The organism is Catellatospora sichuanensis (assembly GCF_007483665.1).
GTDB classification, from domain to species: Bacteria; Actinomycetota; Actinomycetes; order Mycobacteriales; family Micromonosporaceae; genus Catellatospora; species Catellatospora sichuanensis.
Genome location: NZ_VIQO01000026.1, coordinates 31,761 through 47,641 on the forward strand (window position 1 = coordinate 31,761; position 15,881 = coordinate 47,641).

Below are 15,881 nucleotides of genomic sequence, written 5' to 3' on the forward strand. Positions count from 1 at the left end.
ATCGACAAGAACGCACTCGCGAACAAAGCCGCGTTCCGGGTGGCCCGGGTGACCACGCCTCACCCGGACTCATGGCCCGGGGACGGCCCGCGGTGTGCCGCGTCGGGATCATCGGTCTCCGATGTGGCCAGGGCCGCTCGCCAGAGACCCTGGCGGAGAGCTTCGTTGGCCTCCCGCCGGTCCTGCCAGGCCGGGCTCATGTCGATGGCCTGCTTCCCTTCGGCGAGGTTCAGGTCGGCCGCGTGCATGAGCACCCTGATGGAGCCGATCTCGTTGAAACCCTCCGCGCGCAGGAAGGCGATCACATCGTTCAGCGGGATGCCCGCCGCGAGCCGGCCGGACACAGCTGCGACCGCTGCGTCGAACTCCTGATCCTTGAGCACGGCTCAGTATCGCTCGGCGTGGCCGCTACCTTGGCCACGGACCGGACGGCAGGTGACCAACCGACGCGCTCGGTACTTGCCGAGTGACGGGTCGCTACTCGCCCGACAGGCAGGCACTGGCCACAGCGCCCAGTTGGACGATCCTGGCCGACTCGTCCTTGATTCGCATCGCGGCGAGGTACGCCTGCACGAGCACCAGACGGCGTCGTTCGGGACCGACCAGCTCCGACAATCGGATGTAGGCGGCTGCTCTGCGCCTCGGCTTGCCGATTTCGCCTGCCGCCGTGAGCGCCGCGGCGACTGCTGCGGCACGGACGGGGGCGGGCAGGAGTTCGGCGGCGCGCGCCAGGTGTTCGCAGCGCCGTGCGGGATCGTCGATGGCGATGAGCGCCGACAGCGCGGCCTGCTGCTGCTCGCCGTCGAGGTGTGGGATGAGGGTGGTGAGGACGTCGGGGTGCTCGTCGGCGTCGTGGAGGAATGTCGCCAGGACTCGGTCGAGCTGGTCGTGGTTGAGGAACGCGCTCAGTCCGACGACGATTCGTGCCCGGTCGTCGCGCCGGGAGAGGATCTCCAGGAGCGTGTCGATCTGCCCGGCGGTCATGGCCGGCGCGATCCGCATGAGGTCTTCGGGCAGCAGCAGGCCACGATGCGTACGCAGCGTCGCGAGCGCCCGGTCGATGCTGGATCGCTGCTGGTCGGCAGGCAGGTGCGAGATGCTCACGGACATTGACCGGAACGGGTCGGTGGCGCAGGCGCGGCCGGCGACTTCCAGGACTTGCTGCTGCTGTTCCGGCTGCAGATACGGCGCGAGCAGCTCCCGTCGCCAGGGATCATCAGTCGCCTGCAGTGTGTCCACGACCTTGTCCAGCTGTTCGGGCCGCAGGTGAGGGAGTAGGTCGTGCAGTGCGATGTTGCTGATCAGGTCGTCGGGGTCGGCGTCTTCGACGGCGGACAGGGCGGCGCGGACGGCACTCGCCCGCTCTTCGTCGGGCAGGTGCGGGATCAGCGCGGCCAGTGCACGGGCACGACCGCCGCAGTCGGTGAGCCGGCAGACGGCGTTCAGCGCACGGACCAGTTGTTGTCGGTCGAGGTGTGGCGCGAGCCTGCCGAGGTGCGCGGCGACGATGTTGGCGTCGGTGGGGGCGATGGCGTCGTCCAATACGCCGTCACGCTGTTCGGCGGTCAGGTGCGGTGCGGCCAGGATCAGCATTCCGGTGCGTTCGGCGGGTTTGATCGCTGCTCTGATCCGGTCGAGCGTGACGGCGAGTTCGGGGGCGCTCAGGTGCGGCGCGAGCCTCTGGAGCAGGTCGTCGGTCAGCCCCCACGCGTCGGCAATCCAGGTGGTGGCGGCCGGTACGGCGATCGCTCGCTGCTCGGGCGTGAGCCGGGGCATCAGGGTCGCTATGGCGCCGACGAGGCTCAGGTCTTCGTCGGTGATGATCGCGTCGAAGACGATCCCGACTTGTGCCGCTGACAGTGGCACTTCCGCAAGTGCGCAGATGAGGCGGCCGCGTGGGTGCTCGTCCAGGACGGGGATCAGGTCGAGAACCTGCTGCACCTGGAAGCCGTGAAGGTACGGCAGCAGGTCTTCGAGCAGGCTCACCTGAGCGTGCTGGTCCTGCAGTCCGGCGACCGCGCTGAGGAGCAGGTCGGCGGTCACCTCTGTCGGCGTCGGGCCGCTGGAGAAGAACGCGGCCGGCGGGTGTACGAAGGCCACCCGGTCTGCGGCGTCACGGTGCAGTTTGACCGCGCGGTTACTTTGACGCGCATCGCTCATGCCCCAAATCGCATCGGCGGCTACGGCTCCGTAACGACGTGCCTTCTTGCTTTTCGAGCGCTGGTCCGAGCATCTGTACTGCTGAACTCCGGGAACAGCGCTGTCACGGACCTTGACGAGCTGTCGCGGGTCCGCGACATTGCTTCCCCGCATCTTTCTGGGCAGTCCGAGGGTCTCGAAACCGGGTCCAGCGCAGGGCTTGATTCCCAACTGAGCCCACTTCTCGTCCTGCTCGATCGAAGCGAGTACCGCCTGAAATTGTTCCTGCGCCTCATCGACATCGCGGTGGTAGATGAAATGCCACACCCAGAGGTGTCCATCGGACACAACGGCCAGGTGTGGAAGCACATCGAAGTGTTTGACAGCGTCGGCCAGCAGTCGGCTACCGGGCCGAGCGTCCATCAATGCCGATCCGCGCAGGGCAATCGCGACACTTCGCGCCGGATCGTTGGGATTATCGCCGGTCAGGTCCCCGAACACTGTCATTGAAGCTTTCTCCAGGAAATCTCCAGGGCTGCCGGCCCGGACACGTCCCCGGATATTACTGCAGAGGGTTTGACGGTTTCCGATGCCGCTGTGCAGAACCGGAACGTCATTCCGGAGTTGACTGCATGTGATGCCGGACGCGTCGGTGCGGGCCGTCGCGACTGATCTTGCCCCCACGGTGTCGTTCCCGGCACCTAGACTCCCGCGACGTGACGTCACCCCCCACCCCGATCGAGGCGGCCTTCTCCCTGTTGCAGCAGGGCCGCCTGGGAGAAGCCGAAGAACTCATGGCGCGTGAACTGCAAGCGGTCACCGCGAAGCACGGTCACGGCAGCCCGGCCTGGGCCTCGACCCAGTGCGACCTCGGAAACGTGCTGCTGAACGCCGATCAGATCAACCGTGCGATCGAGTGCTACCGCAACGCGACCGCCGCGTCCACCGACGACCCGCAGTTCCGCAAGGAACACCTGACGTACCGGCTCAACCTGGGCCTGGCCCTGCGGATGGCCGGACGGCTCGACGAGTCCGAGGAGGAACTCCGCCGCGGCGCCCAGGACCGTTTGACCTTCTACGGCCGCGGGCACGCCGGATACGCGTTCGGCCTCGAACCGCTGGCCGACGTGCTGCTCCAACGTGGCGACGTTCGGCAGGCCCGCCAGGTCGTCGAGGAGACGGTCGACAACCTCTGGCGCAACGGCCACCCGCACGTCGCGTCCGCGCTGGCGCTGCGCGCCGAGGTCGTGGCGGCCGGAGCCACCGGGGACCCGCTGTTCCCCCCGATGGACCAGCTGCCGGACCCGCTCATCGAGCAGGTGGCGCAGGCCGTACTGAACCGGCAGGGCCAGGGCGACCCGGCGACCTTCCCGACCGTCCTGAAGGCCCTGGTCACCACGCTGGAGGCGCGACTCGGCGCGGACCACCAGGCGACCCTCAACGCACTGTCCATGCTCGCCAACAGCGGACGCGACCGCGGCGACAACGCCGGGCGCGTCGACGCGATCCAGCGGGTCCTCGCCTCCTACGACCGTCAGGGCCTGGCCGAGCAGGCGCTCATGGCGGCCCTCGGGCTGGCGATGGCGCAGAGCGAGGTGGGCGAGAAGGACGCGGCGCTGCACACGTACGCGTCGGCGTACTCCCGGGCCGAGCGCATCGGCAGTCCGGAGCTCGCGAGCCAGGTGCTGCGCAACTGGGGCCTGGCCCTGCGCGAGGCCGGGCAGACACACCTGGCCGAGCAACGGCTGGGCGAGGCGGTGGCACAGGCCCGGCAGGGCGGCGACGGTGAGACGCTCGGCCGGGCGGATGTGGCCCTCGGCCTGTTCCTCCAGCACGAGGGACGCCTGGAGCAGGCGCGAACGATCCTGGAGGAGGGACTGTCCGTCCTGGACCCCGTGCACCCCGACGCGATGATAGGCCGCAGCCACCTCGGCGCGGTCCTGGACGGCCGCACCTGCGGCTGCGGCGACATGGAGACGACGATCACGGAAGCGTTCCGCGACTTCGTCGCCGGCAGACTGCCTGCTGACCTGCTCGCCCGCCTGGACGTCGCGATCGCGGACGGCGATTTCAAGATCGATGTCGAGCTGCGCCGCGAGCCGACCCAGGACGAACTCGAACGGCTGAACAGCGTGATCCAGTCTGCCCACGCAGAATTCCGCCGCCGCCTGAAAAGCCCTCGATACGCAGGCTGACCTCGGCCTGACGGTTTCGGGGAGACTGCCGGAAGCAGACCGTCGGGAACGCGGTCTCCCCGAAACCGGCCCGTCATCAGGCACACCCCCGCGGGACGTCGCCGCTGGGACCCGCTCGCGGAATACCGTGCTGCCCGCCGTCAGCCATCGCGCGATGGCTCCGTCGGCCCTCTGGGCGCACGAATGCGTGACCGCGCTGCCCTCGCCACCCGGCGCCCCGTCCCGGCCATCAGGAATTCAAAGATGGGACTTGTTCAATATTGTCGGGTTGTGATGAAATCAGACGCGCTTCTTCTGAGGGCGCACCAGAACGCACGTCTCGGCGGACGTGTGACCCGTCATCGCCTCTGAAGGAGACGGCATGATCCGCCGCAGACTCCGCGCGTGCATCACGCTCCTCACCGCCCTGGCCGCGAGCGCGACCGTGGTCGCTCTCACTCCCGCTGCCGCGGCGGCCGCCGTCACCTGGACGGTCACCGGGCCGTCCGGCGTGATCTCCGCCCAGGTCACGCTCGACAGCGGCGCACTCACCTTCGGCGCGTCGAGCCGGGGCAGCGCCGTGCTGCTGCCCTCGCCCATCGGCATCGAGACCGCCACCGCAGACCTCACCCGCAACCTGGTCTTCACCGCCCGCGCCGACCAGTCGGTCACCGAGTCCTACACGATGCCGACCGGCAAGAAGCGCAGCCGGCAGACCACCTACACCCAGACGACGCTGTCGTTCACGGGCACGGCCGGCGCCCGGCTCGACGTCGTGGTGCGCGTCTCCGACGCCGGGGCCGCCTACCGCTACGTCCTGCCGGGCAGCGGCCCGGTCACCGTACGCCGGGAGGCCTCGTCCTGGGCCCTGCCCGCCTCGGCACCGGCCTGGCTGGTCCCGCCGAACATCGAGGACCAGGGGGTCTGGTTCGAGACGACGGCCGGTGGCGCCGCGGCCAACAACTACGGCGTGCCCGCCCTCTTCGACGTGGGCGGTGTCTTCGCCCTGCTCGCCGAGTCCGACCTGGACGGGCGGTACGCGTCGAGCGCGCTGTCGCACCAGGCCGGCTCCGGCACCTACACCACCTCGATCACCGCGGCTCCGGTCACCGCCACCCTGCCGCTGGCGACACCGTGGCGCACGGCGGCGATCGGCGATCTGAAGACCGTCACCGAGTCGACCATCGTCGACGACCTCTCGGCTCCGGCCAGGTTCGCCGACACCTCGTGGGTCAGGCCCGGCACGGTGGCCTGGTCCTGGCTGACCGAACACGCCAGCCCGTCCGACGCGGCCCGGCAGCGGCAGTACATCGACTTCGCCCAGCGCAACGGCTGGGGCTACGTCCTCATCGACGAGGGCTGGCAGTCGAGCTGGCTGCCGGGAGTGGTCACCTATGCCCGGGACCGGGGGGTAGGGGTGATCGTCTGGTTCAACTCGGCCGACCTCCAGACCGCCCAGCAGCGCGAGGCATGGCTGCCGCTGGTCAAGAGCTGGGGCGTCGCGGGCGTGAAGATCGACTTCAGCTACCAGTTCACCCAGCCCACCCTGAAGTGGTACGACGCCGTACTCGCCCGCACGGCCGAGCTGAAGCTGATGGCCAACTTCCACGGCAGCGCCACCCCGCGCGGCATGCAGCGCACCTGGCCCCACGTCATGACGGCGGAGGCGGTCTTCGGCGCCGAGCAGCAGCAGAACCGGGCCGCCCTCAACACGATGCTCCCCTTCACCCGCAACGTCATCGCCAGCATGGACTTCACCCCGGTCACCTTCAGCGTCAACCGCGACACCACCGACGCCCACGAGCTGGCGACCGCTGTCGTCTTCGAATCCGGCTGGCAGCACGACGCCGACAACCCGGCCAGCTACGAGGCCCGACCCGAGGCGCTGCGTATCCTCAACCAACTCCCCGCGGCCTGGGACGAGACCCGGCTGCTCGGCGGCCGCCCCAACCGGGAGGCCTACGTCGCCCGGCGCAACGGCACGAAGTGGTATGTCGGCGGCATCTCCGCCCTCGCCGCGAAGACGTTCCAAACCCCGCTCGCCTTCCTCGGCACCGGCCAGTGGCTCGCCGAGACCGTCCGCGACGGCTCCGGCGGTCTGCTCCGCGAGATCAGGATCGTCACGAGCTCGGCCACCCTGTCCGTGCCGCTGGCGACCCGGGGCGGCTTCGCCACCGTGCTCTGCCCGTACACCGCCGGGATGCTGAGCTGCGGCACCGGCGATCCGGGCGGCATCCTCAAGGGCCAGGAGTCCGGCATCTGCGCCGACGTCCCCAACAACAGCCAGACCAACGGCACGGCCGTCGCACTGTGGGACTGCCACGGCGGCGCCAACCAGCGGTGGACGGTCAACCCGGCCGGGCAGCTGCTCGTCTACGGCACCAAGTGCCTGACCGCAGCCGGAAGCACCGACGGCTCCGCCGTGCAGATCAACGACTGCACCACGGCCACCACCCGGCAGTGGACGGTCAACGGCGACGGCTCCGTCGTCAACGCGGCCTCCGGCAAGTGCCTCGACGCGTACGCCAACGGCACGGCCAACGGCACCGCCCTGATCGTCTGGACCTGCAACGGCGGCCCGAACCAGAAGTGGCACCGCAACAGCACACCCGCCTTCCTCAAGGGCGCCGCGTCGGGACGCTGCGTGGACGTGCCCAACAGCAACCAGGCCAACGGCACCCGGCCCGCGCTGTTCGACTGCCACCGCGCCATGAACCAGACCTGGACCTCGACCCCCGGCAACCAGCTGCGGGTCTTCGACGGCAAGTGTCTGGCGGTAGCCGGCGGCGCCACCGCCGACGGGACGGCCGTGCAGATCTTCGACTGCAACGGCTCGACCGGGCAGCAGTGGCGGGTCCGGTCCAACGGCTGGGTCGTCGGCGTCGGCTCAGGCAAGTGCCTGGACGCCTACGACAACGGCACGGCCAACGGCACCCAGCTGATCCTCTGGCCCTGCGGGCCCGGCGACAACCAGAAGTGGAACCGCGCCTGACGGTCCGAGCACCTGCCGCCCGCGGTCCCAGGAATTCGGCCGACGAAAATTCGGTCGATGCGCAACCTGGGGAGTGGGGATGTCGTGTTGTCCCCGTCCGGCCTGACGGGGTCGGCATGACGGATCGGATGGACAGGGATGGCACCTCGATGAAGGCGGCCGAGGCAGGCTCGGCAACGCCTGCGCACGGTATCCTCCGCGCTCCTGAGCACACGCCGTCCGCCTGACATGTGCCGGCACCGGCACGATCAAGGTAACGCTCCAGATGGCCGACGCCGGCAGCACCAGAACAGTGCGCTGCTCCGACAAGCCCTCTCAGATCACGATCACGATCACGTCGAAGCGCGACGCCACCCTGAAGGTGCGGATGGAACGCGACCCCAAGGCACCGGAGGTGGCCTTCGACTACAACGTGTGGATGAAGTGACCCGCATGGGACCGGCCGCGTTCCGCGGCCGGTCCCGGTCAGCGCGGCAGCCGCGCCCGACAGGTCGGACTTCATGCCAGGTGATACCCACGACGAGGTTCCGATGTCCTGCCCATCAGCGGACCTCCTCGTCTACAGTCTCCGCTCATGCAGGATGCGATGGACCGGATCGCCTGGTCGGAGCTGGAGCACAACTACGGCGACGCCGCCGACATCCCGCAGCACCTGCGTGCGTGCGCAGACCAGGACGCGGCTGCGGCCGGCGATGCGCTGGGCGAGGTATACAACCTGCTCTACCACCAGGGCGGCTGGATATGCCCGGCGGCCTCCGCAGCGCTGCCGTTCCTGCTCGATCTGGCCTGCGGGACGGCCAGACACCACCGGCACGAGATCGTCGAGCTGATCGGCAGGCTCGCCCGCGAAGCCACCACCGTCGAACGGCGCTTCCTGGACGCCGGGTGGCAGCCGGCGCTGGACACCGCGAGGCCAAGGATCCTCGCTCTCCTGGATGATCCGGATCCGCGGGTACGCAGGGAGGCCACGCTCCTGGTCGCAGACGGCATCCGCCACCCCGATGCGGTACGGGCGCTGCGCCGGCGGTGGGAGGTCGAGACGGACCGGGTGACCCGCTGGGACCTCGTCCTGGCGCTCGGCGTCGTATGCGCGCGGCAGCCAGCGGACGAACCGCTGCGGGCAGCACTGTTGCCGCTGCTCACCCACGACGACCTGCAGATCCGCCTGGCTGCGGTGCACGCGCTGACCGGATCCGAGCCCGGTGCCGCCGTGTCGCACGTGGATACGCTGGTACGAGCCGTCTTGCACGACGACGCGGCAGGCTGGCAGGAGTCGGCATGGATCGGCGGCAACCGGTCCACGATCATTCACAGCACCGGCGCGCTGATGCGCCCGGACCCGGTCGCTGCAACGGCATACACCATCGGCATCAGCCGCGGTGGCGACACCGACCAGCTTGTCGCGACCATGGATGAGGCCGGGCGGGTCCTCACCGAATGGCGTACCGTCACCGGCGCGATCCTCCCCTTCCTTGCCGATCACCTCGACCATGCCGCATCCGAGGTCCGCTACCGCGCGGCGTACCTGCTCGCCTGCCTCGGCACCGAGGCCACCGCCTTCGCCGACCAGCTCGCCACGCTTGCCGCCGACTCGGCACTGCGCGACTCCCGAAAGCAGGTCACCGTCGGCGATGCAGCCGTGTGGGCGCTGGCACGCCAGCACGACCCGCGCTGCCTGCCAGGACTCATCGAGCGGCTGACCAGCCGACGGCTCGGCTTCGACACCGCCGCAAGCCACTTCGGCCGCGACGCGTTCGTGCTCTGGCAGCCCGGCATCGACGAGGTACTCATCCCGCTGCACGAACACACCGAAATCCTCATCGGCGCCGTCGCTACCCGCCTGGCCGCCGCCCGTGACGACAAGGCGTTGGCGTCAAGCCTGTGCAGGGTGATCGAGCAGTGGGGTCCGTCGGCTGAAGCGGCCCTGCCCGCCGTCGCACCGCTACTGGAAACGGGGGACAAACACCTGTTCGGCACGGCCGCCCGTGCCCTCGGCGGAATCGGCCCGGCCGGTGCCGCCTTCGCCGGCACCCTGCGGCGCAGATCCGGTGAGCCCGACGCCGCATGGGCACTGTGGCGAACGGGCGCCGACCTGGAACTCGGCAAGGACATGCTGGTGCGCCACGTGGTGGAGCATCGCGGACAACACCACGGAATCCGCCTGCTGGCAGACCTGGGCTCCGAGGCTGCCTCGTGTACCGACCTCCTGCGGCAGGTGATGCACGCCGGCGACGATTGGGCACGCGTCGAGGCGGCTCACACGCTGTGGCGCGTCAGCGGCGACCCGGGCGGGCCGGCGGCTGTCCTGACCGACGTGGCGCGACCGCTCGCCGAAGGCACCGGCCTTCCGGTCCGGCTGGCAGCAATGCGCTATCTCGCCGCGATCGGTACGACGATTGAACTCGCGACCGGCATCGCACAGGCCGTGCTCGACAACCCGCGGCGGATTGCATACTTCGGCGGGTGGCGCGCCTTCACCGAAGATGAAGACCTCCGAACCGCTGCCGCTCGCCTGCTCGTGCCCCGTCAGGGAAGAGCCGACGGCTGTCCGTGACGATGCGAAGGGGTCTTGGAGGCTTCCCGGCTGGTCCGGTATGACGCTCGCATGAATCGCCGTACCGGCTGCTCTGCTGTCGCGGCACTTGTCACGGCATGTTCTGAAGGAAGTCGCCGTAGAACAGACCGAGGCCGATGGCGACACCCGACGCAGCGACGATCCAGAATCGCACGACGATGTTGACTTCTGTCCAGCCGCCGAGTTCGAAGTGATAATGAATCGGCGACATCCGGAAGACCCGCTTGCCGGTCGTGCGGAAAGAGATGACCTGGATGACCACGGACATCAAGCTCATCGCGAACAGGAACGCAATGATCAGCAGCAATATACTGGTGCGTGTGGCCATGGCAAAGGCGGCCATCAGCCCGCCGAGGCCAAGCGCGCCGGCGTCCCCCATGAAGATCTTCGCAGGCGAGGTGTTCGACCAGAGGAAGCCCAGGCATGCCGCGGAGATGGCAGCGGCGATCATCGCCACTTCGAGCGGATCGCGGACCGAGTAACAGTAGGCGTCCGGGTTGGCCGCATAGCCCGTGGTGTCGGCACACCAGTGCTGATACTGCCAGTAGCCGATGATCGCGTACGCGCCGGCGACCAGGACCGACGCGCCGGTGGCCAGACCGTCCATACCGTCGGCCAGGTTGACCGCGTTACTCATGAACATCACCATCAGCACGAACAGAACGACCGCGCCGATTTTGGTGATGTCGAGCCACGAAATATCTTTTACGAACGATATCTTGGTGGAGCCGACCGTCTCCCCGTTGGATGACGGGTAGTACATCGCAATAATCCCGAAGATGGTGCCCACCAGCAGCTGGCCGAGCAGCTTGCCCTTTGCGCTCAGCCCGGCGCTACTCTTTCCGGCCACCTTCATGTAGTCGTCGATGAAACCGATCGCGCCGCAGAAGACGAACACGCCCAACAGCACGAGACCGGTGACGGTCGGACTGACCTGGCCCATCTGGGCCTCTGGCAGCCCGAGAAGCGCAAAGTGCCCAGCCATGTACGCGACGACCGTGGCCAGGATGAACGCCAGTCCACCCATCCCCGGCGTACCACGCTTGCCTTCGTTGGATTTGAGAGCCAGCTCATCCCTGATGGGCTGGCCGGCCTTCAGCCGGTGCAGAGCCTTGGCGAGTAGAGGTGTGCCAAGCAGCGACAGCACGAACGCCACCGCCGCCGCGACGATCACGGCTCTCACGGACGTACACCGCCGTGCGCAGCGGCTGAGCCAGGGCGCTGTGGTGAGTCCGCGATCTGCCATGCCCGGTATCGCGAGCCCATCACCAGCACCACCCCATCCGCACGCACCCCCGAGTTCTCGACTCGGCCGAGCGGCAGAATAACGGCTCAACGAAATCAGCGGGGGGCGGCGGTGCTGGATGGGGCGCCACCGCGGGTCGGTGGTCACCGTCGGTCGTCCGCCGCAGCCCCGCCACGCCGTTCCTAGGCACCATAAGCACCGGCGGGGACCGCATCGGCTGACCGCCGCACAGAAACGTCGAGCTGCCGTCACGGTTCGCCGAATGTGCCGGGCGCTGGCTCGGCACCCCACCGTCGTACGCGGATCCGGTCGACTGACCGCCGGCCACGGGCGCCCGTCCGTGACCGTGCGACGACCGGAAATGCGTTTCTCCGATGGCGTGTGCCCCATAGGATCTCCGGTGATCAAGGGAGATGACATGGTGGGCGATTTCCAACAGTTCGTGACGGATGTAACTGCACGTCTGGCCGCGATGTCCAAGGGCGAGTTGTACGTCGTCGGCGACGGTCTTGACCGGGACTCACTCTGGCTCACCTTTCTCGATTCCTTCCCCGCCGGCACCAATCTCCGGTTCCGTGAGCGGTCCGAGTACGACTGCTCGACCTGCCGCGGCTTCGTCAAGAACTTCGGCAACGTCGTCGAGATCCACGACGGACAGATAAGCACCGTCTGGTCCGGGGTGTCGGCATCCGACCCGGTCTTCTCCGTCGTCGCCGCCGCAATGGACGAATTCGTCCGCTCGCTGCCGTTGTCCGGCGTTTTCCGGTCCACCGAGGCGCAGTACGGGACGAGGACGACCCGGTCGCTGCGCGACGGCCAGGTCGAGGTGTGGGACCACCTGCACGGCCGGGTGGAGAAGCGGCACCGCATCAAGGACGTCGGCGCGGCACGGGGCACCTTCGACGCCGCGGTGCAGGTGTTCCAGCGTGGCCTGGCCGAACTGACCCTGCATGCTCTGGACACCGTCGTCGACCTCATCGACGACAATGCGCTCTACCGCGGCACCGAGCATCGCCGGGCGGTGACCGAGTTCCGGTCGCTGCAGAACCGGTGGACGCAGGCGGCCGATGGCCGGGCCTTCATCTTCGCCAACGCCATGAACCCGGCGGCCCGATTCCGCAACACGGTGATCGGCACCCTCGTCCAGGATCTTTCCGCGGGCGTCGACCTGGAGCAGGCGGTCCGGTCGTTCGAGGCGAAGGTGGCACCACAGAATTACCAGCGCCCCAAGGCGTTGATCACCCCGGCCATGGTCAAGGCCGCCATGAAGACCATCGACGAGTTGGGCATCGAGGAGTCGTTGCAGCGCCGGTTCGCCCGGCTGTCCGACGTGTCGGTCACCAACGTGCTGTGGGTCGACAACGACACACAGGCGCGGATGAAGGACGGCATCGAAGGGCTGCTCATGCAGGCGGCCACCACCAGGTCCGCAGGTGCGCGCCTTCGTGACGCGAAGCCGGAGGAGATTCCCGTGGTCACCTTCATGAAAGACATCCTGCCCGGCGCCGCGACCATCGACCTGTGGGTCGCCAACAGCCACGAACCGCACTTCGTCAGTCTCACCACCGGCCGGCACCCGGCCGCCCCGCGGCTGTTCACCTGGGACAACGATTTCGCATGGTCCTACCGCGGCAACGTCACCGACTCGATCAAGGAAAAGGTCAAGCGGGCCGGGGGCAACGTCACCGGCAAGCTGCGGGTGAGCCTGTCCTGGTCCAACCACGACGACCTCGACCTGCACGTTTTCGAACCCAACGGGGTCCACATCTGGTACAGGGACAAGCGCAACAAACTGGACGTCGACATGAACGCGGGCGGGGCGTTCTCACGCGAGCCGGTGGAGAACATCACCTGGACCGGCCACATCCCCGACGGCGAGTACCGGATCGAGGTGAACCAGTACAACAAGCGGGAAAGCACCGATGTCGGCTTCGTGATCGAGACCGAGAGCAACGGGAAGATCGAGCAATACAGCCACGAGCGTGCGGTCGGTCACAAGGACACCGTCGAGGTGGGCCGGATGACGGTCGTCGACGAAGTGATCACGGCTTTCCGGCCGGGTAAGGACATGCAGCGGGGCAGCGCCGGCAAGGACCTCTGGGGCATCACCACCGAACAGTTCGTGCCGGTGTCCACCATCATGTACTCGCCGAACCACTTCGACGACAGCGAGGTCGGCAACCGCCACTACTTCTTCATCCTGAAAGGGTGCGTGAACGACCAGCCGACCCGAGGAATCTACAACGAGTTCCTCCGCGGCGACCTGCAACCGCACCGCAAGGTGTTCGAGGTTCTCGGCGACCGCACCAAGTGCGAGCCGTCCCCGGATCAGCTGTCCGGCCTCGGCTTCAGCTCCACGGTCCGCAACTCTGTGGTCGCCAAGGTGACCATGACCGGCGGTCGGCGCCACCTCATCAGCATCCAGTTCTGATTCCCTACCCGGACATCCGAGAGGCCACCATGACCATTTTTGAAATAGCCACGCGGGAGAAGTTCCGCTACCCGTCGGCCAAGGGCCTGCTGACCACGGAACAGCTGTGGGAGCTTCCGCTGACCGCCAAGTCCGGCTTCAGCCTCGATGACGTGGCCAAGGCCGTCAACGCCGAGCTCAAGGCCATCGACACCGAGTCGTTCGTGGCCACCGAGGCCAATCCGGCCAAGGCAACCTTGGAGACCAAGTTGGAGGTCGTCAAGCACGTCATCGCGATCCGCCTCGCGGAGGACCAGGTGGCGAAGGCAGCGGCAGCCAAGAAACTGGAGAAGGAAAAGCTGATTGCAGTCCTCGGGCGCAAGCAGGACGCGGTCCTGGAAAACCTGACCGAGGCAGAACTGCTTGCCCGAATCGACAACCTGTAGCCCGCCGACAATCAACGTCTGCCGGCAGGCCAGCACATCGCCGAGAAGTACGCCGCCCTGCAAGTCTTGCGTGACCACGCCGAAACCCACGGCTACTTCTCGGCGAAGCCATCGCGAGTCGAGTACATTCGACGATCATGGCGGGCAGTCGGGAGCCCCGCCGGTCGGTGCAACCCGCTTCGTCGGCCGGACGGAATAGTCCGACAGAGATGGTTTCTGAAGCCGAGGCGTTGGCCGCCGCCAGCCCTTCGACCACATATCGAAGAAGTCGGATAGTTGCGGTGAGGAGCCCCTAGAGGTACGGTCGCCGTGTCACCCCGGTCCTCGGTGGCGGTTCCGCTAGTCCGGATTCGCCAACCGTTGGAGGGTCGGCATGAGCACATCCGTGCGTGTCACCACCGCACCGATCTCGCCGCCCGAGCAGCCCGACCGCTGGCAGCCTCGCCCGGGGCGCGGCAAGCCCGTTGACATCACCGCCGACTGGCCGAGCGAAGCCGATCCGCTGCTCGTCCTGCTGCACGCCCTGCCGGCCGACGACCCGCGACGGGCTGGCACGCGGGCCAGGGCGATCGAGTGGTACCTGCCCATGACCGGCCACCTGGCCCGGCGGTTCACCCGCCGCGGCGAACCCCTTGACGACGTCACGCAGGCGGCGGTCATCGGGCTGATCAAGGCAGTCGACCGATTTGACATCACTCGCGGCGTTCCCTTCGTCGGCTACGCGGCCCCTACCATCGTGGGCGAGATCGTGCGGCATTTCCGCGACAACACCTGGGACGTGCGGGTGCCGCGCCGCGTGCAGGAGCTCTACCTTCAGCTCGCCGTGGTGACCGACGAGCTGACCCGCGATCTGCAGGGCTCGCCGAACTCTGCGCAGCTGGCCGAACGCCTTGCGGTGAGCGGGCGCGAGTTGGGCGTCGCCCGGCAGGCCAGCCAGGCCTACCGGCTGCTGTCGCTGGACAACACCCGACCCGACGGCGACGAGCAGCTGTCGGACTCGTTCGGGGCGTGCGACCCCGGCCTCGGGACCGTGGAGAACCGGATGCTGCTGCAGCGGCGACTGGCCCGCCTGTCGGTGCGCGACCGGCGGATCATCGTCATGCGCTTCGAGCACGAGTTGACCCAGTCAGAGATCGCTGCGCAACTGGGAGTCTCACAGATGCACATCTCACGGCTGCTGGCCCGCTGCCTGTCGCGGTTGCGGCAGATGGCGTGACCCTCACCGCACGTCGACCCGCTCTGGCCGATTTCGGCCAGCCGCGGATGCGCGGCCGGCTGCACGCGTACGGCTTTTTCGTCGCCGCCGTCTGCGGCGTGGTCATGGTCGGTGTTGCCGCCACCCGGCCGGGTCTCGCACCGGCCGTCAGCACCGCGATCTACAGCGTCACCGTCTGCGCGCTGTTCGCCGTCAGCGGGCTCTACCACCGCCGGGTCTGGAGCGAGCGGGGCTACCAGCTCATGCGCCGACTCGACCATGCGATGATCTTCGTTTTCATCGCCGGCACGTACACGCCACTGTGCGTACTGCTGCTCAGCCAGACCAAGGCGACGGTGATGCTGTCGACGGTATGGACCGGTGCGTTGGCCGGCGTCATGGTGTCGATGATCTGGCCACACGCGCCCCGCTCGGTGACAGCGCCGTTGTATCTGGCTCTCGGCTGGGCGGCGGTCGTGATCCTGCCCGAGGTCGCGCACGTGGGCGGAATGGTCGCGCTGGTCATGCTGGCTCTGGGCGGCATCGCCTACAGCGTCGGCGCAGTCCTGTTCGCACTGCACCGACCGGACCCCTGGCCTGCGGTGTTCGGCCACCACGAAGTGTTCCACGCCTGCACGCTGGTCGCCGCGCTCAGCCACCACATCGCGATCTACCTCGCCGTGTACGCCTGAGACAGCTCGCAG

11 protein-coding genes are annotated in these 15,881 nt (G+C 68.0%); 8 read left to right on the forward strand and 3 right to left on the reverse strand.

Translation table 11 applies throughout. The features are described from left to right. Positions 1–59: 59 nt before the first annotated feature. Together FLL47_RS31905 and FLL47_RS31910 are read right to left on the reverse strand one after the other, a co-directional pair. A complete protein-coding gene (locus tag FLL47_RS31905) occupies positions 60–344 on the reverse strand; it encodes a hypothetical protein (protein WP_144126111.1) in 285 nt (94 codons plus the stop codon). Positions 345–477: 133 nt separating this feature from the next. Beyond that, positions 478–2,646, reverse strand: a complete 2,169-nt coding sequence (locus tag FLL47_RS31910) for a hypothetical protein (protein ID WP_144126114.1) — start codon at positions 2,644–2,646, stop codon at positions 478–480. A gap of 209 nt (positions 2,647–2,855) precedes the next feature. Between FLL47_RS31910 and FLL47_RS31915 the strand changes: the two genes are divergently transcribed. The 4 genes from FLL47_RS31915 to FLL47_RS31925 all read left to right on the forward strand — a co-directional run bounded on the left by FLL47_RS31915 (position 2,856) and on the right by FLL47_RS31925 (position 9,859). Beyond that, on the forward strand, positions 2,856–4,334 hold the full coding sequence (locus FLL47_RS31915; protein WP_144126117.1) for a tetratricopeptide repeat protein: 1,479 nt from the start codon (positions 2,856–2,858) through the stop codon (positions 4,332–4,334). A gap of 361 nt (positions 4,335–4,695) precedes the next feature. After that, a complete protein-coding gene (locus FLL47_RS31920) occupies positions 4,696–7,305 on the forward strand; it encodes a glycoside hydrolase family 97 protein (protein WP_144126120.1) in 2,610 nt (869 codons plus the stop codon). Positions 7,306–7,570: 265 nt separating this feature from the next. After that, the gene (locus FLL47_RS43215; RefSeq protein ID WP_186316029.1) at positions 7,571–7,732 is read left to right on the forward strand and encodes a hypothetical protein; all 162 of its coding nucleotides are present in this window, start codon (positions 7,571–7,573) and stop codon (positions 7,730–7,732) included. 147 nt (positions 7,733–7,879) lie between these two features. After that, positions 7,880–9,859, forward strand: a complete 1,980-nt coding sequence (locus FLL47_RS31925; protein ID WP_144126123.1) for a HEAT repeat domain-containing protein — start codon at positions 7,880–7,882, stop codon at positions 9,857–9,859. A 91-nt stretch (positions 9,860–9,950) separates the two neighbouring features. Here the strand turns inward: FLL47_RS31925 and mraY are convergent, their stop codons facing one another. Then, positions 9,951–11,063: a phospho-N-acetylmuramoyl-pentapeptide-transferase gene (gene mraY, locus FLL47_RS31930; RefSeq protein WP_144126126.1), complete on the reverse strand. Its 1,113-nt coding sequence runs from the start codon at positions 11,061–11,063 to the stop codon at positions 9,951–9,953. Positions 11,064–11,547: 484 nt separating this feature from the next. Between mraY and FLL47_RS31935 the strand changes: the two genes are divergently transcribed. From FLL47_RS31935 to trhA, 4 genes are all read left to right on the forward strand, one after another. Beyond that, positions 11,548–13,557, forward strand: coding sequence for a hypothetical protein (locus FLL47_RS31935; RefSeq protein WP_144126510.1), 2,010 nt, complete (start codon positions 11,548–11,550; stop codon positions 13,555–13,557). A 29-nt stretch (positions 13,558–13,586) separates the two neighbouring features. Continuing rightward, positions 13,587–13,982, forward strand: coding sequence for a hypothetical protein (locus tag FLL47_RS31940; RefSeq protein ID WP_144126129.1), 396 nt, complete (start codon positions 13,587–13,589; stop codon positions 13,980–13,982). A gap of 373 nt (positions 13,983–14,355) precedes the next feature. Beyond that, on the forward strand, positions 14,356–15,198 hold the full coding sequence (locus tag FLL47_RS31945) for a SigB/SigF/SigG family RNA polymerase sigma factor (protein ID WP_144126132.1): 843 nt from the start codon (positions 14,356–14,358) through the stop codon (positions 15,196–15,198). Between the two features lie 47 nt (positions 15,199–15,245). Continuing rightward, positions 15,246–15,869 (forward strand): PAQR family membrane homeostasis protein TrhA, encoded by a 624-nt coding sequence (trhA, locus tag FLL47_RS31950; protein WP_144126511.1) that lies wholly within the window; start codon positions 15,246–15,248, stop codon positions 15,867–15,869. The last annotated feature ends 12 nt before the right edge of the window (positions 15,870–15,881 follow it).